This window comes from Polyangium mundeleinium, from assembly GCF_028369105.1.
GTDB classification, from domain to species: Bacteria; Myxococcota_A; Polyangia; order Polyangiales; family Polyangiaceae; genus Polyangium; species Polyangium mundeleinium.
Genome location: NZ_JAQNDO010000001.1, coordinates 6,075,906 through 6,100,505, shown reverse-complemented (window position 1 = coordinate 6,100,505; position 24,600 = coordinate 6,075,906). Strand labels below are relative to the sequence as shown.

Genomic DNA, 24,600 nt, shown 5'->3' with positions numbered 1-24,600 from the left:
TGCCCCCCGTTCCTTGTCCCCGATCCGATGACCGAACTCGACGCCCTTTCGCCTGCCCTCGCGGCTGCCTTCCAGAGCCGCGGCTACACGTCCCTCACCCCCATCCAAGAAGCCGTCCTCGACCCGGCCCACGCGGGGCGCGACCTGCGCCTCTTCTCGCAGACCGGCTCGGGCAAGACCGTCGCCATCGGCCTCGTCCTCGCCCCCGACCTCGAGCGCATCGTGGCGGAGCGGGCGAGCGCGACCCCGCCGTCCGCGCCGTCCGCCGCGGCCACGCCGGCCACGATCGTGATCGCTCCGACGCGCGAGCTCGCCGCCCAGCTCGCCCGTGAGCTCTCGTGGCTCTTCCGGCCGCTCGGCGCCAGCGTTTGTGCCGTCACCGGCGGGACCAGCATCCCGCAAGAGCTCTACAACCTCCGCCAGGGCCCGCTCGTCGTCGTGGGTACGCCCGGGCGGCTCGTCGACCACCTCGAGCGCGGCGCGATCGATCCCTCGCGCGTCTGCGCGGCCGTGCTCGACGAGGCCGATCAGATGCTCGACATGGGCTTCCGCGAGGAGCTCGAGACCATCCTCGGCAAGATGCCCGAGGCGCGCCGCACCCACCTCGTCGCGGCCACGTTTTCGCGCGAGGTCTCGGCCCTCGCGAACCGCTACCAGAAGGACGCCATCGCCGTCGAGGGCACGAGCCTCGGCGAGGCGAACCAGGACATCACGCACGTCGCGCACCTCGTCAAACCCGACGAGCGTGACGCCGCGGTCGTGAACCTTCTCCTCCTCGCGCCCACCGACCGCGCGCTCGTCTTCGTCCGCACCCGCGAGGGCGCCTCCGAGCTCGCCGAGCGCCTCGGCCAGGCCGGTTTTTCCGCGCGCGCCTTGAGCGGCGAGCTCGAGCAGCGCGAGCGCACCCGCACCCTCGCGGCCTTCCGCTCTGGCGCCGTCACCACGCTCGTCGCGACCGACGTGGCCGCGCGCGGGCTCGACATCCCCGATGTCAACCGCGTCATCCACGCCGATCCCCCGAGCGACCCGGAGACCTTCACCCATCGCAGCGGCCGCACCGGCCGGGCCGGGCGCAAGGGCACGAGCGTGATGCTCGTCCCGCCGCAGGCCCGCGACTACGTGGCGCGCCTCTTCCGCGGCGCCGGCATCCGCGCCACCTGGTCGCCCGCGCCCTCGCCGGACGACGTTCTTCGCGAGGCCGACGCTCGCCTCGCGGCCGAGCTCCGCGCCCCCGCGGCCGAACCTGCCGATCCGCGGCTCCAGGCCCTCGCCGCGTCCTTGCTCGCCGACATGGATCCGGCGGCGCTCGTCACCACGCTCCTCGCCCGCTCCCGCCACACCGGCCCCTCGGCGCCGCTGGCCATCACCCCGCTCGTCCCGCACGAGCCGCTCCCGCGCCGCCCCCCGGAGCATCGTGCTCCGCGCAACGCGCCGAACGCGGGCGCCTTCGTCCCGTTCCAGGTGAGCTGGGGCGGCCGCCATGGTGCCGATCCGCGCCGCCTCCTCGCGCTCGTGTGCCGGCGCGGCGGCATCCGCAGCGATCAGGTCGGCGCGATTCACGTCGGCGACTTCTCGTCGAGCGTGGAGGTCGCGACGCCTGTCGCCTCCGACTTCGCCCGCTCGGCGGCGCGCCCGGACGAACGGGATCCGCGGGTCCGCATCCGGCCCATGCCCGAGTTCCACGGCGAGACCGCTCCCCGCTCGGGCCCGGCGCCTCGCCCGCGCGGCCGCGGTCCTCTCGGCGGCGACGAACCCCCGCGCCGCTTCCGCCATCCCTCCCTGACGCGCTGACGGGCGCCCCTCGAAAGCCTGGACACGCGCGCGGGCCGCGGCGAAAGTGGCCTTCATGCCGCGCGCGTTCGCCCGCCCACGCGTCTTCCCGCGCCTCTGCGCCGCTGCCCTGGCCCTCGCCGCGATCGGCCTCGGCTGCGGCCCCTCCGGGACGAACCCCCCTTCTCCAGCGCGCACCCGGATCGCCCTCGACTTCACGGGACACGGCGGCTTCTTTGGGTCCCCCTTCCCGAGCGACGCCCGCCTCACCACGAGCGGCACGGCCGACCTCGCGGCCTTCCCCAACCCCTCGAACAACGGCATCGCCGCGCAGATGATCGACCTTGCCGGCGCCGTCCGCGGCTTCGGCACCACCACGGCCATCTACTTCGGCCTCGACGGCCCCTTGCCCGCCGGCGAGCTCGTCGCGCCGCTCGAAAGCCTCGCGCTCGACGCCCCTGCCCTCCTCCTCGACGTCTCCCCGTCCGCCCCCAATGCCTTCCGCCGCGCCCCCCTCTCCGCCCGTTTCCTCGAAGACGGCGGCCCCTACGGCGCGCCGAACCTCCTCGCCCTCCTCCCGGTCCAAGGAATCCCGCTCCGCCCGAACACCACCTATGCCGCGATCGTCCGGACCTCCCTGAAAGATCACGACGGCGCCCCGCTCGGCGTCTCCCCGGCGATGGCCGATCTGCGCGCCGGCAAAGCCCCGGCGGGCATGTCCGACGAAGCGCTCGCCACCTACACGAACGCGCTCGCGGCCCTCGACAAGGCCGGCATCCCGGCGGACGAAATCGCCGCGCTCACGGTCTTCACCACGGCCACGCCCACGGACGATTACGCGCGTGTCACCGAGGCCATGCTCGCCGAGCCGCTCCCCGCGCCGCTTTCACCGTTCGCGCGGAACGAGCTCTTCGACGACTATTGCGTGTACGAAACCACGATCGGCCTCCCCGTGTACCAAAGCGGAGAACCCCCGTACACCGCGGCGGGCGGCAACTGGGTCTTCGACGCCGCGGGCAACCCCGTGTTCCAGCGGTTCGAGGAAGCCAACTTCGTCGTCACCGTCCCGCGCCGCCCGATGCCTGCGGCGGGATACCCCATCGTCCTCTTCTCGCGCACGGGTGCGGGCGGCGAGCGACCCCTCGTCGATCGCGGCGTCCGCGCCGAACCCGGCGGCCCTGCGCTCGAACCTGGCACCGGCCCTGCGCTCACCTTTGCCCGCGCGGGCTTCGCGGGCGCCAGCGCCGACGGCCCCCACGGCGGCCTGCGCAACAAGACCGGCGGCGACGAACAGTTCCTCGTCTTCAACGTGGGAAACCCCGTCGCCTTGCGCGACAACATCCGCCAATCCGCGGCCGAGCTCGGCCTGCTCACGCACATCCTCGGCACGATCGAAATCGACGTCGCCGATTGCCCCGGCGCCGACGTGGCCGGCGGAAAAGCCCGCTTCGACACGAACACCCTCGCCCTGATGGGCCACTCGATGGGCGCCTCGATCGTCCCGCTCACGGCGGCCTTCGAGCCTCGCGTGCGCGCCTTGCTCCTCAGCGGCGCAGGCGCGAGCTTCCTCGCGAACATCGTCCACAAGCAAAAACCCCTCGCCACGCGCCCGCTCGCCGAATCCCTCGTCGGCGTCAGCGGCACGGGATATTCCCTCTCCGAGTTCGACCCACTCCTCAACCTCCTGCAATGGGCCGGCGAACCCGCCGACGTCCAGCCGTATGCCTCGCGGATCCTGCGCGAGAACGACGGCCCCCCGCGGCACGTCCTCATGATGCAGGGCATCGTCGACCATTACATCCTGCCGCCCATCGCGAACCCGATGAGCCTCTCGCTCGGCCTCGATCTCGCCGGTCCGCCGCTCGACGCCGCGCACCCCGAGCTCTCCGTGTACACCCCGCTCTCCCCGCTCCTCTTCCTCAACGGCCGCAGCGAGATCCCCCTGCCCGCGTCGGGCAACCTCGACGGGTCCACCGCAGTCGTCGTGCAACATCCGGAAGACGGCGTGGAGGACGGGCACGAGGTCGTCTTCCAGACCGAGCCCCCGAAACACCAGATCCAATGTTTCCTCGAGAGTTTCTCCAAAGGCACGCCACGCGTCCCGCCTTCGGCGTCCGTGAGCGCGGCTTGTGATTGACGCCATGGAAACCCGCCAGCACCGCTACGAACGTTACCGGAAAACCCTCGCCGGTGAGGCGCTCCCCGTCGCCCTCGTGGATCTCGGCGCCGTCGACGCGAATGTCGACGCCGTCGTTTCGCTCGTCCGCGGCAGCGGAAAAACGCTCCGCATCGGTACGAAATCCGTTCGGTCGGTGGATCTCCTCCGGCACATGCTCACCCGCGGCGGCCCCTCGTTCCGCGGGCTCATGGCCTATGCCCCCGCCGAAGCGCGGTTCCTCGCGGCGCAGGGCTTCGACGACATCCTCGTCGCCTACCCCACGGCCCAGGCTGCCGACGCGCGCCTCCTCGCCGAAGCGAACCACGACGGAAAGCGCGTCTCGATTGCCGTCGAGGAGCCCATCCACCTCGACATCCTCGAAGCCGCGGCCGCGACGTACGGCGTTCGTATCCCCGTCGTCGTCGACATCGACGTCTCCCTCCGCCGCTTCGGCGGCCGCGTGCACCTCGGCGTCCGCCGCAGCTCGCTCCACGAGGCCCGCGGCGTCGCCGATTTCGCCGAGCGCGTCGTCTCCTCCCGCCACCTCGCCTTCGCCGGCCTCCTCGGCTACGAAGCGCACATCGCAGGCACGCCCGACCAAACCCCGCTCGGCCCTCTCCCGCCCAGCGCCAAGCGCGCCTTCAAGCGAATCGCCTGCGCCGCCGTCACCACGCTACGAAGTGAAATCACCACCGAATTCGAGCGCCGCCGTCTCCCCCTTCCCCTCTTCAACGGCGGCGGCACCGGCAGCGTCGCCTCCTCCCTCCGCGACCCCTCCCTCACCGAGATCACCGTCGGCTCCGGCTTCCTCGGCAGCCACCTCTTCGACCATTATGACGATTTCCGCCCCGCGCCGGCCGCCTTCTTCGCCCTCCAGGTGACACGGAAACCTGCGCCCGGCTTCGTCACCTGCCAGGGCGGCGGCCTCATCGCCTCGGGCGCCGCCGGCCCGGATCGCCTCCCGATCCCCTACCTCCCCGAAGGCCTCCGCTTGCTCGACCTCGAAGGCGCCGGCGAAGTCCAGACCCCGCTCGCCGTCCCGCCCCGCGTCCACCTCGCCCCGGGCGATCCCGTCTTCTTCCGCCACGCCAAGGCCGGCGAGCTCGCCACGTTTTTCCGCGACTACCTCCTCGTCCGCGGCGACCGCGTCGAATCTCGCGCGCTCACCTACCGCGGCGCGGGCGAGTGTTTTCATTGAAACCGAAAGCTCATTCGTGTGCAGGCACCAAAACACAATGCTGCGGCGTGACCTGCCAGCGAAGGGATTTGCCTTCCTCGACCTCGCCAGCGCGAGGCTCAGGCGGCCGTGGCCTCGAGCAGATGGCTCCCCATCCATCGGGCCCCTGATCCGCCGGCCTCACGACGAGCTGACTCCATGTCGGACCGGCGTCGAGCTGCGACAGCCATCGGATGTCACCACATCCGTCGATCCCGGTGGTGACCTCAGGAAGAGCAGGTCCGGTGGGCATGGCTGATTCCCACTTGTAGACGGAACCGGGGACGGCGTGCAGGGCTTCGGACGTCACGCGTGCTCCCACGAGCGGCGCCCCTTTTTCATCCGCGAAGCACATGTGCACAGGGGGCGACGACATGACCGCGGTTGCCGAATCATCTGCGGAGCGTGGTGACGTACAGCCAACAAGGAAAACTGCGAGGCCGACGGACAAGAGGCAAAAATTCGTGTTCACGTCGTCCCCTGACGTGGATTTCCAGACGAAGATTCAATCAAACGCGCGGGGGCGAATGTTCTCATGGAGACCTCAATCCTCGCTCCCGCCGAGAACGAGGCGTTTCTTCGTACGCAACGTCGCGATCCCCGCCCCGGCGAACAGGAGCCCCACGGCCGACATCCCCAGCAAGAGCCAGACGCTCATCGGCGGCGGCGCTTCCCCCCTCGCCTGCACGAGCACCGCGTTCGTCGGATCGGCCGGATCGTACCAGCACGGCACCCGCTTGTTGAGCAAGAGCTCGCGCTTCATGGACGCGGCGACGCCGTTGTCGACGTCGGTCCCTTGCCAGGAAAACCCGCTCGCGACGAACGTCCCCTCCTGCCCCGGGACGTGCACCTGGTAGTCGACGGAGACCCGCGTCCTGCCGTACTCCGGATCCGGCTCTCCCCAGGCGATATCCTTGATCGTGCACGTCGCCTCGGAGAACGTGCGCATGCGCGCGAACCGCTCTGCCCGCGCCTCTGCCTGGCTCCGGAGCACCCACGGCATCCCGAGGGCGACGCAGCCGAACACGGTCAGCACGACCGCGAGCATCCCCTGCGAAGACCGCGACATCAGGACGCGCCCCTGCTCGTCGAACGCGACCTTCTCGCCGTCCGGCATCTTCAAGGTCTGGACGCGCTGCCGTTTCCGTTTGCCCATCAGTGCACCTCGATCGGTACCTCGATCGCGTACGCATTCGGGCAATCCTCGTGCAGGATGCCCACGCGCGCCGTGACCGTCACGACCGTGCCCGGCGCGACGTCGCTCGGCACTTTTACGTACCCATCGGCGGACATCGCGTCGCAAGCGGAGATGCCATAAAACCAGAATGCGTCACCCACGTCGACGCCGGGGTGGTCGCTGGTGAAGACCACACCGGGATACCCGTAAAAGCTCTTGCCGACGGTCTCCACGAGGCTCGTCTTGATCACGGCGGCCTCGCCCGCCTCCACGAGGCCGTCGCCGTCCCCGTCCATCACCGTGGCCTCCCCGAGCGCGAGCCCCGCGATGTCCGCGCAGCTCGGCTGAACGGGTGAAGGCTCGTCCGGCCCCGGCACGCACACACCGCCCGCGCCGCTCCCGCCTGCGCCACCGCTCCCGCCTGCGCCGCCGCTTCCGCCTCCGCTTCCGCCGCCGCCTCCGCTCCCGCTTTCGCCTCCGCTCTCGGCCTCCACGACCTCGCTGCCGCAGCCCCCCAAGAGCAGACACCCCACAAGCAAGAGAAGCGCTCGATGCATGCCTCCATGATGCGGCAATGCCCCTTCGATTTCCATCCCCGCGGCTTGACCTCCCTCGCATTCTCGAAGAAAGCTCGCCTCCCGATGTCCCTCGCGCCGCGCTTCCTTCTGTCCCTGCTCCTCGGCGTCCCGCTCCTCGGATGCGCCGCGCCTCTCCCCCCGCCGAAGGCGCCCGATGCCACCCCCTCGCAAGGTGCCTCCCCGACGACGCTCGAAATCGCCGGGGAGGAGCCGCTTCCGCCTCCACCTTCGAGCACCAAGCAAATCGCCGCGGCCGATTGCAGCGCCTCCCCTGCGCCGCCTGGCCTCGCCGCCTGGTATCGTTTCGAGGAGCTCGACGGACCCGTGCTCGACAGCTCCGGCCGTGGCCATCACGGCGCCGCCACGAGTTCGGGCCTTGTTCGCGGGGCGCCCGGGCGCGTGGGGCGAGGGCTCTCGTTTTCCGGTGGCCATGTCCGCGTCCCGGCGTCCCCGTGCCTCGACTTCACGACGGCCGCGACCATCGAACGATGGGTTCGCATCGCTCCCGAGGGCGCCGGGAACGTGCTCTCGACAGTGAGCCGCGGGACCGGCAACAGGGACGACAACGTCCTCATGAACGCGAGCTGCGGCAACATGCAGCTCATCTTTTCGCGCAAGGACCTACAGGATTCCACGAATGTGACCAGCGATTGCGGCGTGATCCCCGCGGGCCAGTGGACCCACATCGCCTACGTGAACGACGGCCACATGCTCGTGCTCTACGTGAACGGCATCCCCACCACGAAGGGCAAAGGCGGCTTCCTCGGCCCCATCCCCTCCGACCTCTACATCGGCCGCCGCGAGCAGGGCGTCTTCCCCTTCGCCGGCACGATGGACGAGATCCTGTGGTGGCGCGAAGCGCGCACGCAGGCGCAGATCTGCGGCGATGCGGGCGGGCGCTGGTCGGACGGCCGTTGCCTGCTCCGTCCTTGACAACCCCTGGATTTCCCCTTTGCTTTGACGCGTGTCATCGGCAGACGTGCGAGAGGTGTACGCGGAGGGCGGCAACTACAGCATGACCCTCGGCGACGGGGTGGCCGCGTGCCGCGTCTGGCGACGGCCCGACGTGAGCCGCGACGTCGGCGCGGCGTATGCGCGCGAGATGGTCGGGATGTTCCAGCGCGTCGTCCGCGAGCCCGCTCTGCGCGTCCGCGGCGCCGTCATGGACCTCCGCGAGGCGACCCTCTCCTGGGGCCCGGTCACGCAGGCCGCGCTCGGCGAGATGTTCGGCACGCTCGAAGCCGCCTCGCGGCGGATCGCGGTGGTCGCGGCGGACAACGCCATGCAGATGATGAGCATCTCGAGCCTGCTCAAGGCGCACGCGCCGAAATTCGGCCGCGTCTTCGGCTCCCCCGACGACGCCTTCCGCTGGGCCGGCCTGAACCGTCACGTCCTCGGGTGACGGGCCTCGAAGATCGTTTCGAACGTCCGCGGCGCCCTCCGCGTGCGCATGCACCGCGTCTCGCCGCGCAGATAACACACGGTCACGGCGCGCCGCGGCTTGTCCGTCGTGTTCGTCCCCGACCGGTGCCAGACATCGTTGTGGATGAGCATCGCGTCGCCGGCGCGCGCGGGCACGAGCACGGAGCGCGCCTCGGCCTCGGCCGCGCGCGTCACCTCCGCCGGGATCACCCCGCCGAGCGGCGTCGCGAGCCCGCCTTGATGCGAATGCGGCACGATTTCCACACACCCGGCCTCGGCCGGCGCGTCGTCGAGCGCGGTCCAGATCTGCACGAGCGGCGCTCGATCGAGCCCCCAAAAGCTCCCCCCGTCCTGGTGCCACGGCAGCGCCGTCCCTGCCCGCGCCGCCTTGTTGAACAGAACCGCGCGATACAACGTGACGGACCCGTCCGTCAGGGCCCGCGTGATCCGCTCGAAGAGTGGATTGCCGAGGAAAGCTCGAAAAACGGGATCCTTCTCCAGCTTTTCGAGCTTCCGATAATGGATCGAGGGCCCGACCCACCCTTTTCGGTGCTCGAGATCCTCGTACCGCCCGCTCGCCGCGTCGTGCTGAAAAAACAGCCCTTCGTGCACCACGTGGCCGAGCATGAGGTCATCGGCCCGAGCGGCGAGCGTGGCGATCCCCTCGTCCGAGAGCACGCGCCCGAGCCGCGCGAACCCTGTCGCCGCGAGCTCGGCGAGGGCCGCTTCCACCTCGACGCCCGAGGCCTCCGGCGCGAGGAAATTCATCGCGCGTAACTCGCGTCGGTCCCCTGGAAATCGCGGTAGAGCTCGCCGACCCGTTGCCGCACCTCCGCGGGCAGCTCCTTCGCGCAGGCGTCGATCGCGGCGTCGAGGTGCGCGATCGACCCGGGCCCGACGAGGATCGAATCCACGCCCGGCGTCCCCGCGACGTACGCATAGGCGAGCTCGACGAGCGTCATCCCCGCGCCCTCGGCGACCTCGCGATAAGCGGAGGCGAGCTCGAAGAACCGATCGGTCCAGTACCTTCGTTGATACAGCGGATTTTTCTCGAACCGCGATCCCTTCGCCGGCTCGGCCTCGGGCGCGTGTTTCCCCGAGAGCAAGCCGCCCGCGAGCGGATTGTACACGGTCGAGTGCAGCCCGTATTTCCTCGCGAACCGGAAATACTCGATATCGAGCTGGCGGATGAGCACGTTGTAAAGCACCTGCGACATCACGGGCCGAGGCATCCCGCGCTTCTCGGCGATCTGGAACATCTCGAGCACCTGCCAGGACGCGTAATTCGACACGGCCCACGCGCGGATCTTCCCCGACGCGAGGAGCGTCTGCACGGCGTCCAGCGTCTCTTCGAGGGGCGTCGCGGGGTCCGGCACGTGGAGGTAATACACGTCGACGACATCCATCCCGAGCCGCCCGAGGCTCTCGTCGATGGCGGCGAGCACGCGGCCCCGCGAGAGCCCCTCCGGCTTGCCGGCGGTCCGCCCGAACCCGACCTTCGTCGCGACGAGCGCTCGATCGCGCCGATCGGCGAGCGCCTTGCCCAGGATCCGCTCGGCGTTCCCGTCGACGTAGGCGTTGGCCGTATCGAAGAGCGTGAGCCCGCGATCGAGCGCGTGATGCACGAGCCGGATGCTCTCGGCTTCGGGCGTGCGCTTGCCGAAGTTCATGGTGCCCACGGCGAGCAGGGGTTTTTCCGAAGGGTCACGCGGGCGGGTCCAGGGCGCGAGCAGGGAGGACATGGGCGGGAGGCGTAGCGCAAGGGCGGCGAGGACGGTAGCGGAAGCAGACGAAGGTTGCCCGCGGACGGCTCCGTGGGCCATCATCCGGCACGCCGATGATCACCTCCGTTCGCCTCCAGAACTTCAAGGCCCACCGGGATACGACGGTCGAGCTGGGACGGTTTACCGTGCTGGTGGGGCCGAATGGGAGTGGGAAGACGAGTGTTTTGGAGGCGCTGCTTAGGACGAGCGGGCTTCTGAACAAGGCGCCCAATCAGGCGTTCCGTTGGCCCTACGACCCCGACGATATTGCAAGCCGAAACGCGCCTGATGGCCCGATCGGTGTCGAGCTCAACAGCGCGGACTCTGTCCTCGCCATCGAGTGGGTGCGCATGAGAGATCGAGGACCCGCTATCGATTGGGTCCCCGCGCTTCGTTGGGAAATACAGGGAACCGAGAGCGGAACTGGCGAAGCGCGGGACAAGCAAATCGATCGCTCGGTCGCTATGGCACTCGCACACATCATGGGTGACTCGGCAATATATCATTTCGACGCAACTAGGATCGCATCTCCCGCACAAAGTGAACACGAGCGGCCCAGCGTGGCGTCCGATGGCTCCAATACCGCCGATGTCCTGGCGTCGATGAAACTGGAGCAGGAAGAGAGGTTCCGTCGAATCGAGGGCGAGCTGCGCAGCGTCGTTCCTAATGTCGAGCGAGTTCGCATCCGCCGCGCGAAGGCAGCCAATGCGACCATTGGTCATCAGATACTTCTCGATTTCCGCGGGGCTCCCGGCGTCCCCGCGCACGCTGCAAGCGAAGGAACCCTTGTTACCCTGGCTCTCTTGACGGTATTGCACAGTCCAAACAGTCCTCGGCTCATCTTGCTCGACGACATCGATCAATCCCTGCACCCTCGGGCTCAAATCGAACTCGTCCGCCAGATCAAACGCCTCCTCGACGAGATGCCCGATCTCCAAGTCGTCGCCACCACGCACTCCCCGTACATCCTCGACGAGCTCGACCCGAAGGACGTCCATGTCTTCGCCCTCAAGAATGACGGGACCGTCGCCCACAAGCGGCTCTCTGAGCATCCAGAAGCTGCTTCAGGGGTCCTGACGTCCGGCCAAATCTGGAGCCTCGATCCCGAAGAGGAATGGGTCGCCGCCGAGGAGAAGACGTGACCGTACTCGTCACGTTCTGCGAAGCTTCGGCGGACTTTCGCGCCATCGAGATCCTCGTGGATCGAGTGCTGCACGAAGAAGGCCCCGACTGGCTGGCCGACAACTTCGACACGAAAAAGGAGCGCGAAGCCTTCCGCACCTTCAAGGGTGAATCCGACGATCGCCCTTTTTACGACGTTCACGACGTGTCGAGGCACTTCGCCAAGCTCGAAAAAGACACGGGCAGCAAGGTCCTCGTCCCTCACGCGAGCTTCGATGGTCGACGCTTGCCCAAGGCCATGCAGGTGTACACCATCCTGCACTTCGTCCGCGCCCTCTCGAAAATCGAGCGCGTCGACGGCGTCCTGATCGTCGTCGACATGGACAAGCACGGCAAGGAAGGACGCGCGGGCATGGACAAGGCCCGGGCCGCACCCTTCGTCAGCAAACCGTTTCGCGTCGCCCTCGGCTGCCCCAATCCTTGCCGCGAGGCCTGGATCGTCGCCGGATTCATCCCCGCGTCGAGCAACGAGCGCGAGGCGCTGAAGAACCTCAAGCTCGGCTTCTCGCTCCCCGACGAACCCCATCGAATCCACGAAGCCGGAGACCCTCACAAGGTCATCAAAAAGCTGACGAACGACGTTCGCGCCCGCGAAGACCGCTGCCTCGAAGAACCCCCGCTCGACACCCTCGCAACCCGCGGCAAAGACGCCGGCCTCGCCGATTTCCTGAACGAGCTCCGCCGCGAGATCCTCCCCCTCTACGCCCGCCCCGCCTGATCGGTCTTCCCCTTCAACTCCCGCCCGGCCCCCGCCCCCTCGGCCGAAGCTCCTCCCGCCACCGCCACGGCGGATACACCCGGTCCCGCCAATCCGGCGGCGCGCACCGGATCCGCGCGCAAATGGGCAAGCACCTCCCCCGCGCACACGTCCTCCTGCAAAGCTCGCAGATCCCCTGCGTGACCAGCGCCTCCGACGCCTCGTCCACCGCCGCGCGCTCTTCGCCGACGTCCTCCGCGTCCTCCGCGCGCGCCTCGCCCCCCGCGCCGACGACCATCGCTCCCATCACCCAGGCCAGGACCCCCGCCCACGGACGCATTCGCATCGGCCACCTCCCCTCGAATTTCCTGGGGCCCGGCCGGCCAGCGTCAACCGCGCGTTACTTCCGTTCGACGATGCTCGCCTTCCATTCGCCGTCCTCGAACCAATGCAGCTCCGTCGCCGTGACGAACGATCCCATGGCCACGCGGCGCACGCTGAGCGCGGGAGGACGGCCCGGCAGGGTCTCGAAACTCGAGCTCTCGTAGCAACCGTGCGTGACCGGATTGACCTTCCGCATCGCGCCGACCGCGGGCGTCCCCGCGGCGGGCCGCCGCTCCACCACGCGGCCCTCGTGCGGCACGAGGCGCCCGCCCTGGATGCGCCAGAACGCGTGCGAATCGCCGCACCAGCAGCTCGCGAGGCAATGAATGCGCTCGATCATCTCGATCAGGAACACGCCCGGCCCCATCGATCGCAGCTCGACGTCGAGCTCCGGCAAGAAACGCTCGACCTGCACCGTGGCGCCCTTCTCGTCAATCAGCTCCACCCGGCTCGGAAGCAAATCGCAGGGCGGCTGGGTGGGATGCGTGCCCGCGCGCGGGGCCCCGGGCTGCGTGACGCGCGAATCTTCGAGCACGCGCAGCTTACCGGCGCCGCCGTGCGCCCCGAGGTCCACGGGAAACGTCCGCCAGACGGCATAAAGCCTGCGATCGGGCGACGGAATCGGCGGGGGTTTTTCGGGATCGCAGGCGACGATGACGGTCGCGTCTGCGTCCGGAGGAGCGGCGCTCAGCGAAGGCGCGGGGGCCGGCGCGGGGGTCGGCACGGGCGCCACGACGGCCGAGAAAGCGCTGTTCGGCGGGGCCACAGCGGCCTCCCCGGTCGTCGAAGCCGGCGCGTCCCCCCGCGTGCAGGAAAGGAGCAAAAGCCCCATCGCCGCGAGGAAAGGCCCGCCCGGGAGCGTCATCACCATCCGCACGATACGCTCGATCCCCCCTCGCGCATCCAGAAATCTCCCTCCTCCCCACGACGCTCCCTGCGCGCGCAGTCCCTTTCGGCCTCATCCTTGCAATCGCCCTCGACGTGTACCCGCCAGCTCCCGTGCTCGTATCGCTCTCCGCCGCCGCCCTCGCGCTCCTCGCGCACGATCACGCCCGTGCCTACGCGCCGGACGACACGTGCGGCCACGATAACATGGCGGTCTATTTCCCGACGCCACTCCCCGAGCGCTTCGATTTGCTCCTCGATGGCAAGCCCTGCGTCTCGGTTGTCTCCTCAGGAGGAACCTGCACGGTCACAGCCCCGCCAAGGGCAGCCTGTTACGAGCTGGGGGAGCTCACGCACGCGCCAAGCGGCTGCTTCGACGACGACCACGGCAAGCTCGTGGCATTCCAGGTTCACCCCGGGCATCAACCGCGTCTCGGCGTCCCCTTCACCATGGTGGCGCGCATCCGGACCCCGGAGGGCGTCACGGTGCGCGAAGGGAAAACAGCCATGGACTTCTGGGTCCCGCAGTTTTCAGACGTGCGATGTTACTTCGGCGTCGTGCGCTTCTGAGCCGTCGCGCCGGGGCGCCGCCCCGGACCCCGCGGGGGCTGTCCGCCCCTCGACCCGGACCAGGCACGGCCTGGACCGAGGGTGGAAGAACTGCGCAGCGCGCAGTTCTTCCAACGGGCCGGTGGCAAGACCATGGAGGGGGGTTTCAACCTGGCGACGGGCACGCTGCCGGTTGAACCTGCAGCGCTGCCGTCTTGGCTGGCAGGATCGTCGCCGGTCTTGCCACCGGCTGTTCGATGAACTGCGCGGAGCGCAGTTCATCGAGCTTGGGTCCAGCCCCTGGCTGGTCCGGGTGCAGGGGCGGACAGCCCCTGCTGGGGCCTGGGGCAACGCCCCAGCGAAACCGCCTCCCTCAGAAAACGCCGAGCACCCCGATCTGTGTATACAGCGCCGTGAGCCCGACGGTTTCGCCGTTGTCGGTGCTGCTGTCGGGCTCGAGGATCCTGTAGTTGCCGGAGATGCCCGTCACGAGGCTCATGGCGACGTGCGGATGGACCCAGTAGCGCACGCCTGGGGCCAGACGCCACCGCACGCGAAGACGCAACACGTCATCGAGGGGCACTGGCTGTGGGTTGATGTCGGGGTCGACTGTCGTCACGGAATCCCACGTCCCGAGGCCTACGGATACCACGCCGAAGAGCTCGGCTCGACGGTCGGCGGATCTTGCGAGGGCGACCTGGAGCTCGGGCGCCACGATGAAGGAATAGGAGGTCGTCGTCCGGTCGCCGATGACCTCGTTGCCGGTGCTGGGGTCTGTCACCCGGAAATCTTCGGTCTCGCTCCAGTTCGAGAAATCGAAGCCGATGCCGAACACGAATCGATCGTACTTGTATCCGAAGGAGAGCCCGCCTTCGAAGGAGGGGAACCCGGAGAAGTCGTCCCCGAGCATGAGTGGCGTGCTGACGAGGCTCGTTTGGAGGGCGAAGCCGCTGTTCACGGGCCGCCCTTCGGGCTCGGCGGTGGTCTGCGCGGCTGCGACCTCGGCGGTGAGGACTGCCGACAGAGAGACGGCAAGGGCGAGCATGGGTCGAAGCTGGATGGGCATGCGTGGTGTCTCCGGCAAGGAAGACGACACCTTTATCATGGAACGTTTCGGCCTGAGAAGAAGCGACGGCGCCTTGCGGGGGGACGCGTGATCATGCGGGGAGGATGACGGCAGGGACTGATGAGCATTCGTCTCATCTCGAAGCCGCTTTACTGGGGCGTTGCCCCAGGCCCCACCCGGGGCTATCCGCCCCGGGACCCGGACCAGGGCCAGCCCTGGACGCCGGCTGTTCGATGAACTGCGCTCTGCGCAGTTCATCGAACAGCCGGCGTCAAGACCCCCAACGACCCTGCCAGCCAATGCCACGGCGCTGCAGGCTCAACCGGCCGCGTGCCCGTCGCCAGCTCGAGACCCACCTCCATGGTCTTGCCACCGGCCCGTGGAAGAACTGCGCATCGCGCAGTTCTTCCATCACCGGTCCAGGGCTGGCCCTGGTTCGGGTCGAGGGGCGAAGAGCCCCCGCGGGGCCCGGGGCAGCGCCCCGGCGCGGCGGCTTGCGATGAGGCCAATGCTCAACGGCCGGAACGGTCCCGAGCTCCGGGCGCACCACGTCACAGAGGGCCTGGAGGAGCGGCGACAGGGCCATGGCTCAACCGAAGCGCGCGGCGTAGATGGCTTGGGCGTCGGCGTTGAGGGCGGCGATTTCGTGTTCGATGGTCTCCACTTGGAATCCATCGACAGAAACGGGAACCAGTTGCGCAGTTTGTTCCTTGAACAGGTACACCCCGAGCTTTTCCGGCGGGAGGATCGAGGCGCGGTCGTAGCCGAGCTCGTCGATGACCCGGGAGACACTCTCCTTGGGGTCGGAGAGCATGACGAGGTGGTTCAGCTCCCGCAGGACGTAGTCGCTGTGGGTGCTCATCATGATCTTGAACCCGCGGTTGACGGCCTTGGCGAGGACGCGGGCGATCTTGCGCTGGTTGTCGGGGTGGAGGTTCAGCTCGGGCTCGTCGATGATGAGAAAGTCGCCCGGCTTCGCCATGTGGCGGAAGTAAAAGACGAGGCTCGCCAGGGACTTCACGACGGAGGCCGTGAGGTGGACGGGGAGCGGGCGCGCGCTCCCGCCCTCGTGCGCGAAGGAGAGCTCGCCGAGATCGGAGACGACGACCTTTCCTCCGAGGACGGCACGTTCGAGGTCGTCCGCGAGGTCGGTGAAGGGGCTCGTGTTCTTGGCGAGGTTGGCCAGGTCATTCGCGACCTGGAGGCTGTCGCGAATCGGCCAGGCATAACGACCTGCGCGGCGTTTGAGGACCTCGGCGGGATCCGTGCCGGCGCCCGCCTCCAGCAGTTCGCTCACGAGCTCGGTCCGGTTGAGCGCAAGCTCCTTCGCAAAGATATTGACGGCAATACGCTAGGCGGGGAAGAGGATGCAATGAGGAAATTGCGTCTCCCATAGTCGGTGGGCTAGCCCCAGCTGGAAGCCGAGCAGCATCGCTTCGCGGTGCGGGGGAGAATCAATGCTGGCCAGTAGATCTCTGAATTCGCCTAGCTTCAATGTCATGTCTGCCGCTGCCGGCGCTGCGTCGGACAGCGATACTTTGGTCTGCTCAAACGCTTCGGGAGCAGCCGCAAAGACGCGTGAGAGCTCCGACTTGACAAGCCTTGTCACCCTCTCAAAGACACTGTTCCAATCCACCGGCAGGGAGCTGAGGTCGAGCGCATGCGTATCTGATGCTTCGACAGATTTCATGCATGCGTCGAGCGGCCCACCTTGGAAAGCCTCCGATCTGCCCCGGAGCCGGTGCACCCCATATACGCTCCACGCGAGGTACGTCTTGCCCGTGTTGTTCGGCCCGGTCAGGACGATGAGGTCCTTTCCGATGTCGATCTCGGCCTCGCGCAGCGGCCCCAGGTGTTCGACGCGGAAGCGCATCGGATTCTCCTCGTCGCGGAGGCTACCCGCCGGTTCCCAGGCGGGCAAGTGCGGCGACTCCCGCCCCCGCCCCTCGGAACGCCCCCCACCGTCTTCGTTTTCGCGTTCCACCTTTTTGCAACGGTCCCCTCCTCCGCCCATACGCCTCTTCCGCCTGCGTGCAACGCTCCCCCCTCCCCGAGCACGACCGTTGCGCCTTCTCGCAACGCTCCCCCCTCCGCCTCCGCGCCCGTTCCACCTTCTCGGAACCGCCCTCCTTCATGCCGCAACGCCCGTTGCAACATCTCGCAACCACCCTCCTGCCCCCCTCCGCCCTCGTTCCCCTTTCTCGCAACCGCCCTCGCTACGTTGCCCCGCCTCCTCCCCTTTCGCGCAACCCTCCTCTCGGCGGTTCCGCGCCCATTCCGTTCTCGCGGAGGCGCATTTTCCCGCTCCCCCGTGCGCTTCCTCGATCGTTCTCTGCTCCCGGGAGGGTTCCTGCGTCGGTTGCGTCCCGCCGTTGGGACCTCGTCGAAGCACCTGGGGGAGCGACCTCGTCGTCGGAAGCCGCTTCGCCGGAGCACTACCCGCTCTTGATCGAAGAGCTGCTGCGCGCGGGCGTCGATCCGACCGTCGAGAGCTGGGACGGGACCGCGGCGCACGTCGTGGGCGAGCGCGTCGATACTCCCAACGCCCGGGGCTACCTCCCCGTCGACCGCTTCCTCATCGCCATGCAGCAATCGGGGGCCGCGCTCGCGCCCGGCTGGGAAGATCACGTCGACGAAGACGGCCTCGAGGACGAGGTTTATTTCGAGAAGCTCAGCTTCATGGGATCGGCGTCGGCGCAGACGTATGCCCGCGAGGTCGTGCGTTTCCTCGTCGAGCGCGGCGGCGCGAGCCCGCGCATGCTCTCCTTGGCGGCCACGGCGCAGCTCCCCTCCGCGCTTGCCTTCATGCTCGACCACACGAAGGCCGACGCGACGGCGCCGGTGAACGCGGAGGGCGACACCTTGCTGCATGCGGCGTTCACGCCCCACGAGAATCGGCCCCTCTTCAGCAGCGCGATGACGGCGCGTTTGCTCGCGTTCCTCGTCAAGCGCGGCTGCTCCCCGGAGCAAAAGAACGCGGCAGGCAAGAGCGCCATCGACCTGTACGCCGTCGCGAAGCAGAACATCCCCGCCCCGCGCCGCGCGCAGATCGAGCGCGTGTTGGGCATCGGCAAGGGCGCAAAGAAGGCGCCTGCGGGGAAGAAGGCCGCGAAGCCTGCGAAGAAGAAGTAACCCGGGGCGAGGCGGAGACGAGGGCGGCGCGTTGGGAAAATGCCGGCGCCGCTCGGTCCTTCACGCGGGCAGGAGGGAACGAAGGGTCAGCCCCCGTGTGGGAGGGGGCCCGGGGGGACAGGGGCGAGCGTTCAGCCCCGCAGGTTCTTCGCGACGAAGTCCCAGTTCACGAGGCTCGTGAGGAACGTCTCGATGTACTTGGGACGCAGGTTCCGGTAGTCGATGTAGTACGCGTGCTCCCACACGTCGATCGTCAGGAGCGCCTTCTGGCCGTGCTTCATCGGCAGATCCGCGTTGCCCGTCTTCGTCACGGCGAGCTTGCCGTCCTTCAGCACGAGCCACGCCCAGCCCGACCCGAACTGCGTGGTCGCCGCGGCCGTGAACTCCTCCTTGAACTTCTCGAACGAGCCGAAGTCACGCTTGATCGCGTCGGCCAGGTCGCCCGTGGGCTCGCCGCCGCCCTTCGGCTTCATGCTGTGCCAGTAGAACGTGTGGTTCCAGACCTGGGCGGCGTTGTTGAAGATGCCGCCGTCCGAGCGGAGGATGATCTCCTCCAGCGACAACGACGCCTCGGGCTTGCCGTCGATGAGCTTGTTGAGGTTCGTGACGTAGGCGTTGTGGTGCTTGCCGTGGTGGTATTCGAGCGTCTCGGCGCTGATGTGCGGCGCGAGGGCATCCTTCGCGTACGGGAGATCGGGGAGCGTGAAGGCCATGGTCGCGTGTCCTCGTGAAGTCTCGTGGTTCACTTGTTCGCCGGCCAAAAGGCCAGCAGGCGGCGAGACTCTACTGATCCGGTCGGCCCTGGGGAAGTCAGAGAGTTCGGAAGGGCCAAACTTTCATGGTCATCGCCCCGGACGCACGAAGCCCTTGCCCCTGCCCCCCTGCTCCTCCTACGTTCCCCTGCCGTGAACGAGCTCGTCCGCTTCGCGCTCACGACGTATTACCCACGCGTGGACGATCTCCCCGGCCTCGCCGAGCTCGGCGTGGACGAGAAGATCCAGCGCCTCCGCCGTGAATCCACGCTCCTCTTCTGGACCGGCATCGTCGCCGCCTCCGTAGCCTTTCAGATCGCGCCGCTCCTCACGATCCGAAAGCCGCTCTTCGCGAGCTGGCTCTCGGACGAAGACCTCGACCAGCACGCCCACAAGATGGCGTCGCACCCGGTCTACCTCGTCCGGCAGGTGACGTTCCTCCTCAAGCTCGTGGGCGGCATGTTCTGGGGGCAATCGGCCGAGATCCGCGCGTTCCTCGACCTCACGCCCTACCCGGAAGACCCGGGCACCCGCCGCCTCGAAGCCTTCGTCCCGCCGCAAGGGCCGCTGCCCGGCGGGGCGCCGGACAAGCTCTTGTCGCTCGGCAAGAAGGAGCGCGCGCGCGGGCGCGACAAGGACCGCGGCAAAGGACTCCAAGCATGAGCACCGCCCGAAGCACCACACCAAGACCGCTCTCGGACACGGCGCGCGGCCGCCATGCGACGTTCACCTCGTTCGCGCAGCCCGGCCTCGAGACCGAGGTCGACTTCGTGGTCGTCGGCAGCGGCGCCGGCGGCGCGGCCGCGGCCGTCGTGCTCGCGCGGGCCGGGTATCGGGTCGCGGTCGTCGAGGCCGGCCCGTGGCGCGCGCCCGAGGATTATCCTTGGACCACGTACGGCACGATCCGCGATCTCTTCCCCGACTGGGGCTCGCTCGTCACGCAGAGCCGCGCGCTCTGGCCGATCGTCCAGGCCTCCTGCGTCGGTGGCTCCACCGTGATCAACAGCGCCATCGTGGTCCGCACGCCCGGCGACGTTTTTACGCGGTGGGAGCGCGAGTACGGCATCGACGGGCGCGCGCTCGAAGCGCGCGTGTGGGAGCACCAGGATCGCATCGAGCGTGAGCTCTCGGCGACGGTCGTCCCGCCCGACGCGCGCGGGCTCTTGAACACGCTGGCCATGGATGCAGCGGAAAAGCTCGGCTGGTCGTCGCATTACATGGTGCGGTACGCGAAGGACTGCGAGGGCGCAGGGCAGTGCCTCCAGGGCTGTCGCAAGGGCCGGAAGCAGAGCACGAACGTCAACTACATCCCCGAGGTGCTGGAGCGCGGCGGCTACGTGCTCTCGACCGCGCCGGTCAAGGATCTGCTCTTCGACGGGCGGCGCGTGATCGGCGTGACGGGCCGCTTCCAGGACCCGGAGACGCGCAAGTTCGGAGCGCGCTTCACCGTCCGCGCCCGCAAAGCCGTGTTCGTGGCCGCGTCCGCGACGCAGACGCCGGTCCTGCTCGCGAAGAGCGGCATCAAGAGCCGCGCGCTCGGCACGCTCTTCCGGGCGCACCCGGGCACGGGCGTGTTCGGCGTGTACGACGATCCGGTCGACCAGAACGTCGGCGCGACGCAGGGCTGGGCCTCGACCGCGTTCCGGCAGGATCCAGGGCTCAAGCTGGAGACGCTCGCCATTCCGCCGGAAATGGTGGCGGGGCGTCTGCCGGGCGGCGGGACCGAGCTCATCCGGAGGTTCCGCGAATACCGGCACGTCGCCATGTGGGTCGCCGCCGTGCGGGCCGAGTCCGTGGGGACGGTGAAGCCAAGCCTCTTCGGCGGCCCCGTGGTGAAATACCAGCTCGACGAGGCCGACATGCGCAAGCTCCGGAAGGGCCTCTCGATGGTGACGCGGATGCATTTCGAGGCCGGCGCGCGCGAGGTCATCCCCGGGATCTTCGGGCTGCCCTACAAGATCGGCCCGGACCAGATCCACCTCATCGACGAGGGCCCGACCGATCCGCGCTGCTACGTCGCCATTCTCTCGCACCTCTTCGGCGGCTGCCCGATGAGCGCGGACCCGCGGCAAGGCGTGGTCGACGAGCGCGGCAAGGTGCACGGCTACGAGGGGCTCTACGTCGCAGATGCGTCGGCGATCCCGACGACGATCGGCGTGAACCCGCAACACACGATCATGGCGCTCGCCTCCGTGTGGGCGGAGAACCTGGTGTCTTAGGGCGACGGCGCCGCGCTGGGGCTTTGCCCCAGGCCCCAGCAGGGGCTGTCCGCCCCTGCACCCGGACCAGCCAGGGGCTGGACCCGGGGTCGATGAACTGCGCTCCGCGCAGTTCATCGAACGGCCAGGGTCAAGACCAGCGACGACCCTGCCAACAGCGACCGCGGCGCTGCAGGTTCAACCGGCGGCGTGCCCGTCGCCGGCTTGAAACCCACCTTCATGGTCTTGCCACCGGCCCGTTGGAAGAACTGCGCGGAGCGCAGTTCTTCCACCTTCGGTCCAGGCCGTGCCTGGTCCGGGTCGAGGGGCGGACAGCCCCCGCGGGGTCCGGGGCAGCGCCCCGGCGCGACGCCCCAGCTAAAACGATCCCGCAATCCCGCCCGGCCCGATTGACACCGTCACCGTCTTTCCGGGCTCCTCCGCCGGCTTCTTCGGTTTGCTCTTCGCGAGCTGCATTCCTGGCAGCATCATCACGAGCCCGAGCCCGGCGATCCCGAGCCCGGCGAGTGACACGACGGCGCCTGCGCCTCCGCTCAGTTCCTTGTTTGTCAGGCCGAGCGCGCCCATCACCACGCCGCTCACGAAGATCGGCATTCCCGTCCCGAGGAGCACGCCGCCTGCGACTCGGTCCCGCACGAGGTAATCGTCGTAGGAGACGCGGACCTCGGTGATCTCGGCGAACGGGATCTCGCGCTGGTCGTCGCGCGTGCGCACGACGAGCCGATCGCCGAGGGCCACTGCGCGGATCGGCGCGGGATACACGAGCGCCGCTGCGCCCTTGCGCAGGAGGGTGACGGTTTCGAGGCGGCCGTAGACGACCTTCTGCGTGCCGTCCTTGGTGGTGATCGTGGGAAAGGGCCCGGAAGGACCGGGCGAGGCGTTTGCGAGCGCCGGCAGATCCGCGGGCGCGAGCGTGACGTGGCTCGTGCACGCGGCGAGCCCGAGCGAGCTCGCCATGGCCAGAGCCACTGTCATCGCATCCGTTTGCGCGCGGGACATCATCCTCCCCGAGCGCGATGCTTTCATGGCCTGCTGCCGCCGGCAAGAAAGCTCGAGCTCGGGGCAAGGTCCCGTCTCACCCTGTGGGCTGCGCCGCTGGGATCGGCACACGTCCGATCGCGTAAGGCAGGATCCGCGCGATGTTGCGCGCGTCGTCGATGCCTCGATGATGCGTCCCCAGGAGTGGGAGCGCGAGGCGTTCGAGTGCGCTCGCCATGCCGTAACGCGTCGTCTCGCCGAGGGCCGCCGAGAAGCGCTTCTTGATGTTCATGTGCCCCTGGAGCGGCAAGGGCACGCCCCAGCGGGTTGCGTCGATCTCGAACTGCTTGCGGTCGTAGTCGCCCCACGAGCCGAAGAGCGCGTCGCGATCCCCGACGAAGCGCCCGAGCGCCTCGATTGCCGCCGGGAACGTGGGCGCGCCGTCGACGTCCGCTTGCGTGATCGTCGTGAGCTTCTTGCAAAACGCCGTGAGCGTCGGCCGGATGACCGGGCGCACGAACGTCGCGAACTCGCCCACTGGCTCGAGCGTCGCGCCGTCCACGAGGACCGCGCCGATCTCGATGATCTCCATGATCTTCTCGGGGATACGCCCCTCCTCGTCACACGTCGCTTCCAGATCGATCACCAGGAAAAATGCAGGTTCCTTCGACATCGCCGTCCTCCTTGTTGCTTGCTCGGGAACCTTGATACGCTCCCCTCGACAAAAATGCCCGGACACGAACCCGGACACGCGGCGCGTCGACGCTTGGGGGCTTCGCTCCGACAAGCGGAGCTGCGCCCCCAAACCCCCGGCTTTTCCTGGGAGGATTACGTCGCCTGGCTCGTCGCGCAGCACGGCTCGCTGACGGCGGTCGCCGAGCGGCTCTCGTCCCTCCGCGGCTACGAGGACGACGTCTACTCGATCGAGCGCGCCTTGCGCCGGCTGCGGACGCGGGGCCAGCGCGACGGCGGGACCTGGGGGGCACGCGCGCTCGCGGCCTTTGGCCTGCCGGACGCGCTCACGGAGCGGGCCCGCTGGATGGGCGCGTATCACTCGCGCTTCACGGACCTGCCCTTGCCCCTCGCCCAGGATCTCCTGCGGTTATGGGATCGCCCGCCGGTGAGCGAAGACCCGACCTCGCACGTGTTCCTCGCCCTCGCCCACGCCACGTGCGTGCTCCGCGCGGACGACCGCGACGCCGCCCGGACCCACCTCGCCCGGATCCGCCCCCTGCTTGGCAAAGCCCCGCCCGAGGCGCGGATCGAGGCGCTGCTCACGGAGGCCTTCGTCGCGAGCCGGGAGGACGTCACGCGTGTGCCCGGCCTGCTCGACGAGATCGAGCCCTTGTTCGAGCTCTCGATGCCCGCCCACGACAAGGCCTGCCTGTTCGCGCGGTGGATCGATCAACGCGCCTTCGAGCGGAACCGGTCGTGGGGCGGCAAGCAGCCGGATCCGGCGGGCGCGGAGGTGCTCTACCGGCTCATCCCGGAGGACGGGCCGGCGTTCGCGCGGGCGCGGCGGGCGAATGGGCTCGCCTACGCGCGGTGGAAACAAGGGTCTTTGGAAGAAGGCGCGGCGCTCGCGCGGCAGGCGTGCCAGCACGCGGGCGACGGCGGGCACATGCGGATGCGCGCGATGGCGCTCAACATGCTGGCGCGGATCGTCGGCGGCGAGGAGGGCGCGGACGCGAAGCGGCGGGCGATGGCGATCGCGAACGAGCTGGAGGACGAGGTGCTGCGGCTCAGGTTCGAGCGGCGGAGGGGGGACAAGGCGAAGGGGTGATCAAGCCGCCGCCTGCTCGACCTTTTCTTTCTCGGCCACCGCCGGCACGCCCGGCAGCGGCTTCTGATCGTCGCGCAGCTTGTCCACGAACACGTTGAACACCTCGGCAGCGTGTTCCCGCGCCGTCTCCGCGCGCCAGCCGGACGTGTCGATCGCCGGCAGGACCTCGATGTCCACCGTGGTCGGCTGCACGTAGAGCGTGTGCTTCACCCAGTTCTTGTGCACGCCGTGGAGGACGACCGGCACCACGGGCAGGCCCGTGGCAATGGCGAGGTGCACGAACCCGAGCTTGAGCGGCCGGAGGCGCCCGTCGCGGCTGCGCGTGCCCTCGGGCATGATCCAGATGGAGAGCCCGTGCTTTTTCACCGTCCTCGCGATGCCGGACATCGCCGCGATGGCCGAACCCTTGTTCGCCCGATCGAGCCAAAGGTGCCCCGACAGGAGGTAGAGCTGGCCGAAAAAGGGAATTCGGAGGACCTCTTTTTTCATCACGCCGCACCCGCCCACCGGGCAGAGCCAGATCGACAGGAACGCGTCGAGCGTCGAGGTGTGATTGGCGACGTAAATGGCGGGGTGATGCTTGCCGATGCGCTCGCCGTCGTGGAGGACGGGCGTGACGCCGGCGATTCGCGTGATCGAATAGCCGATGAACTTGCCGTAATAGTTGCAGAGCTTGATGCGCAGGACCCGGAACGGCAGGAGCAGCAGCGCGATCAGGATGGTCAAGGTGGACGCCACCGCGACCAGCGTGAAGCCGACGACGAAACGAGCGGCCGAAGAGAGCGCGGTCAGGGTCGTTCGCCCCGACGAGGAATCATGGTCCGACATGAAGAAGCGGATCTCCGGAAGGGAAACGTGCGCACCGTACCACGGACCCACGTTAGGATTG

At 68.7% G+C, this 24,600-nt stretch carries 25 protein-coding genes; 12 read left to right on the top strand and 13 right to left on the bottom strand.

The genetic code is table 11. The features are described 5' to 3' along the window. Positions 1-27: 27 nt before the first annotated feature. Genes POL67_RS24260 through POL67_RS24250 form a run of 3 tightly spaced genes read left to right on the top strand, consistent with a single transcriptional unit; the run spans position 28 to position 5,126 of the window. Positions 28-1,791, top strand: a complete 1,764-nt coding sequence (locus POL67_RS24260; protein ID WP_271921010.1) for a DEAD/DEAH box helicase — start codon at positions 28-30, stop codon at positions 1,789-1,791. Positions 1,792-1,846: 55 nt separating this feature from the next. Continuing rightward, positions 1,847-3,907 (top strand): alpha/beta hydrolase family protein, encoded by a 2,061-nt coding sequence (locus tag POL67_RS24255; RefSeq protein WP_271921008.1) that lies wholly within the window; start codon positions 1,847-1,849, stop codon positions 3,905-3,907. Positions 3,908-3,911: 4 nt separating this feature from the next. Further along, a complete protein-coding gene (locus POL67_RS24250) occupies positions 3,912-5,126 on the top strand; it encodes an alanine racemase (protein ID WP_271921005.1) in 1,215 nt (404 codons plus the stop codon). Positions 5,127-5,688: 562 nt separating this feature from the next. Here the strand turns inward: POL67_RS24250 and POL67_RS24245 are convergent. Both POL67_RS24245 and POL67_RS24240 read right to left on the bottom strand, forming a co-directional pair. Further along, positions 5,689-6,300, bottom strand: coding sequence for a DUF3592 domain-containing protein (locus POL67_RS24245; RefSeq protein WP_271921003.1), 612 nt, complete (start codon positions 6,298-6,300; stop codon positions 5,689-5,691). Continuing rightward, positions 6,300-6,878, bottom strand: a complete 579-nt coding sequence (locus POL67_RS24240) for a hypothetical protein (RefSeq protein ID WP_271921001.1) — start codon at positions 6,876-6,878, stop codon at positions 6,300-6,302. Before POL67_RS24240 ends, POL67_RS24245 begins: the two co-directional genes overlap by 1 nt. 84 nt (positions 6,879-6,962) lie before the next feature. On the opposite strand from POL67_RS24240, the gene POL67_RS24235 reads away from it, so the two are divergent. Both POL67_RS24235 and POL67_RS24230 read left to right on the top strand, forming a co-directional pair. Then, a complete protein-coding gene (locus tag POL67_RS24235) occupies positions 6,963-7,832 on the top strand; it encodes a LamG domain-containing protein (protein WP_271920999.1) in 870 nt (289 codons plus the stop codon). Positions 7,833-7,863: 31 nt separating this feature from the next. Continuing rightward, complete coding sequence (locus POL67_RS24230) at positions 7,864-8,301, top strand: hypothetical protein (protein WP_271920997.1); 438 nt, start codon at positions 7,864-7,866, stop codon at positions 8,299-8,301. Here POL67_RS24230 and POL67_RS24225 read toward each other — a convergent pair. Beyond that, positions 8,286-9,089, bottom strand: a complete 804-nt coding sequence (locus tag POL67_RS24225) for a phytanoyl-CoA dioxygenase family protein (RefSeq protein ID WP_271920995.1) — start codon at positions 9,087-9,089, stop codon at positions 8,286-8,288. The genes POL67_RS24230 and POL67_RS24225 overlap by 16 nt on opposite strands. Then, positions 9,086-10,063 carry an aldo/keto reductase gene (locus tag POL67_RS24220; protein ID WP_271920993.1) on the bottom strand — a complete coding sequence of 326 codons (978 nt, stop codon included), beginning with the start codon at positions 10,061-10,063 and terminating at the stop codon, positions 9,086-9,088. Before POL67_RS24220 ends, POL67_RS24225 begins: the two co-directional genes overlap by 4 nt. Positions 10,064-10,158: 95 nt before the next feature. Between POL67_RS24220 and POL67_RS24215 the strand changes: the two genes are divergently transcribed. Together POL67_RS24215 and POL67_RS24210 are read left to right on the top strand one after the other, a co-directional pair. Further along, positions 10,159-11,226 carry an AAA family ATPase gene (locus POL67_RS24215; RefSeq protein ID WP_271920991.1) on the top strand — a complete coding sequence of 356 codons (1,068 nt, stop codon included), beginning with the start codon at positions 10,159-10,161 and terminating at the stop codon, positions 11,224-11,226. Then, positions 11,223-11,984 carry a hypothetical protein gene (locus POL67_RS24210; protein ID WP_271920989.1) on the top strand — a complete coding sequence of 254 codons (762 nt, stop codon included), beginning with the start codon at positions 11,223-11,225 and terminating at the stop codon, positions 11,982-11,984. The genes POL67_RS24215 and POL67_RS24210 overlap by 4 nt, the downstream gene beginning before the upstream one ends. A gap of 13 nt (positions 11,985-11,997) precedes the next feature. On the opposite strand, the gene POL67_RS24205 is transcribed toward POL67_RS24210, so the two are convergent. Further along, positions 11,998-12,309 carry a hypothetical protein gene (locus POL67_RS24205; protein WP_271920987.1) on the bottom strand — a complete coding sequence of 104 codons (312 nt, stop codon included), beginning with the start codon at positions 12,307-12,309 and terminating at the stop codon, positions 11,998-12,000. A 54-nt stretch (positions 12,310-12,363) separates the two neighbouring features. Beyond that, on the bottom strand, positions 12,364-13,212 hold the full coding sequence (locus tag POL67_RS24200; protein ID WP_271920985.1) for a hypothetical protein: 849 nt from the start codon (positions 13,210-13,212) through the stop codon (positions 12,364-12,366). Between the two features lie 134 nt (positions 13,213-13,346). Between POL67_RS24200 and POL67_RS24195 the strand changes: the two genes are divergently transcribed. Continuing rightward, entirely contained in the window at positions 13,347-13,802 is a 456-nt protein-coding gene (locus POL67_RS24195; RefSeq protein WP_271920983.1) for a hypothetical protein, read from the top strand. Between the two features lie 352 nt (positions 13,803-14,154). On the opposite strand, the gene POL67_RS24190 is transcribed toward POL67_RS24195, so the two are convergent. The 3 genes from POL67_RS24190 to POL67_RS24180 all read right to left on the bottom strand — a co-directional run bounded on the left by POL67_RS24190 (position 14,155) and on the right by POL67_RS24180 (position 16,720). Next, positions 14,155-14,847, bottom strand: a complete 693-nt coding sequence (locus POL67_RS24190; protein ID WP_271920981.1) for a hypothetical protein — start codon at positions 14,845-14,847, stop codon at positions 14,155-14,157. Between the two features lie 589 nt (positions 14,848-15,436). Further along, complete coding sequence (locus POL67_RS24185) at positions 15,437-16,144, bottom strand: AAA family ATPase (protein WP_271920979.1); 708 nt, start codon at positions 16,142-16,144, stop codon at positions 15,437-15,439. Between the two features lie 54 nt (positions 16,145-16,198). Continuing rightward, positions 16,199-16,720 (bottom strand): hypothetical protein, encoded by a 522-nt coding sequence (locus tag POL67_RS24180; protein WP_271920977.1) that lies wholly within the window; start codon positions 16,718-16,720, stop codon positions 16,199-16,201. A 572-nt stretch (positions 16,721-17,292) separates the two neighbouring features. Between POL67_RS24180 and POL67_RS24175 the strand changes: the two genes are divergently transcribed. Beyond that, entirely contained in the window at positions 17,293-17,979 is a 687-nt protein-coding gene (locus POL67_RS24175; protein ID WP_271920975.1) for a hypothetical protein, read from the top strand. A gap of 131 nt (positions 17,980-18,110) precedes the next feature. Here POL67_RS24175 and POL67_RS24170 read toward each other — a convergent pair whose 3' ends face one another. Then, entirely contained in the window at positions 18,111-18,692 is a 582-nt protein-coding gene (locus POL67_RS24170; protein ID WP_271920973.1) for a superoxide dismutase, read from the bottom strand. A gap of 192 nt (positions 18,693-18,884) precedes the next feature. On the opposite strand from POL67_RS24170, the gene POL67_RS24165 reads away from it, so the two are divergent. Both POL67_RS24165 and POL67_RS24160 read left to right on the top strand, forming a co-directional pair. Then, positions 18,885-19,394, top strand: a complete 510-nt coding sequence (locus POL67_RS24165) for a hypothetical protein (protein ID WP_271920971.1) — start codon at positions 18,885-18,887, stop codon at positions 19,392-19,394. Continuing rightward, positions 19,391-20,950 (top strand): GMC family oxidoreductase N-terminal domain-containing protein, encoded by a 1,560-nt coding sequence (locus tag POL67_RS24160; protein ID WP_271920969.1) that lies wholly within the window; start codon positions 19,391-19,393, stop codon positions 20,948-20,950. The genes POL67_RS24165 and POL67_RS24160 overlap by 4 nt, the downstream gene beginning before the upstream one ends. Before the next feature lie 357 nt (positions 20,951-21,307). Here the strand turns inward: POL67_RS24160 and POL67_RS24155 are convergent, their stop codons facing one another. Next, on the bottom strand, positions 21,308-21,907 hold the full coding sequence (locus POL67_RS24155; RefSeq protein ID WP_271920967.1) for a hypothetical protein: 600 nt from the start codon (positions 21,905-21,907) through the stop codon (positions 21,308-21,310). A gap of 118 nt (positions 21,908-22,025) precedes the next feature. Beyond that, entirely contained in the window at positions 22,026-22,601 is a 576-nt protein-coding gene (locus POL67_RS24150; protein WP_271920965.1) for a 3'-5' exonuclease, read from the bottom strand. A gap of 93 nt (positions 22,602-22,694) precedes the next feature. Here POL67_RS24150 and POL67_RS24145 point away from each other — a divergent pair, with 93 nt between their 5' ends. Then, on the top strand, positions 22,695-23,711 hold the full coding sequence (locus POL67_RS24145; protein ID WP_271920963.1) for a hypothetical protein: 1,017 nt from the start codon (positions 22,695-22,697) through the stop codon (positions 23,709-23,711). Here POL67_RS24145 and POL67_RS24140 read toward each other — a convergent pair whose 3' ends face one another. Then, the gene (locus POL67_RS24140; RefSeq protein ID WP_271920960.1) at positions 23,712-24,539 is read right to left on the bottom strand and encodes a lysophospholipid acyltransferase family protein; all 828 of its coding nucleotides are present in this window, start codon (positions 24,537-24,539) and stop codon (positions 23,712-23,714) included. Positions 24,540-24,600: the final 61 nt, after the last annotated feature.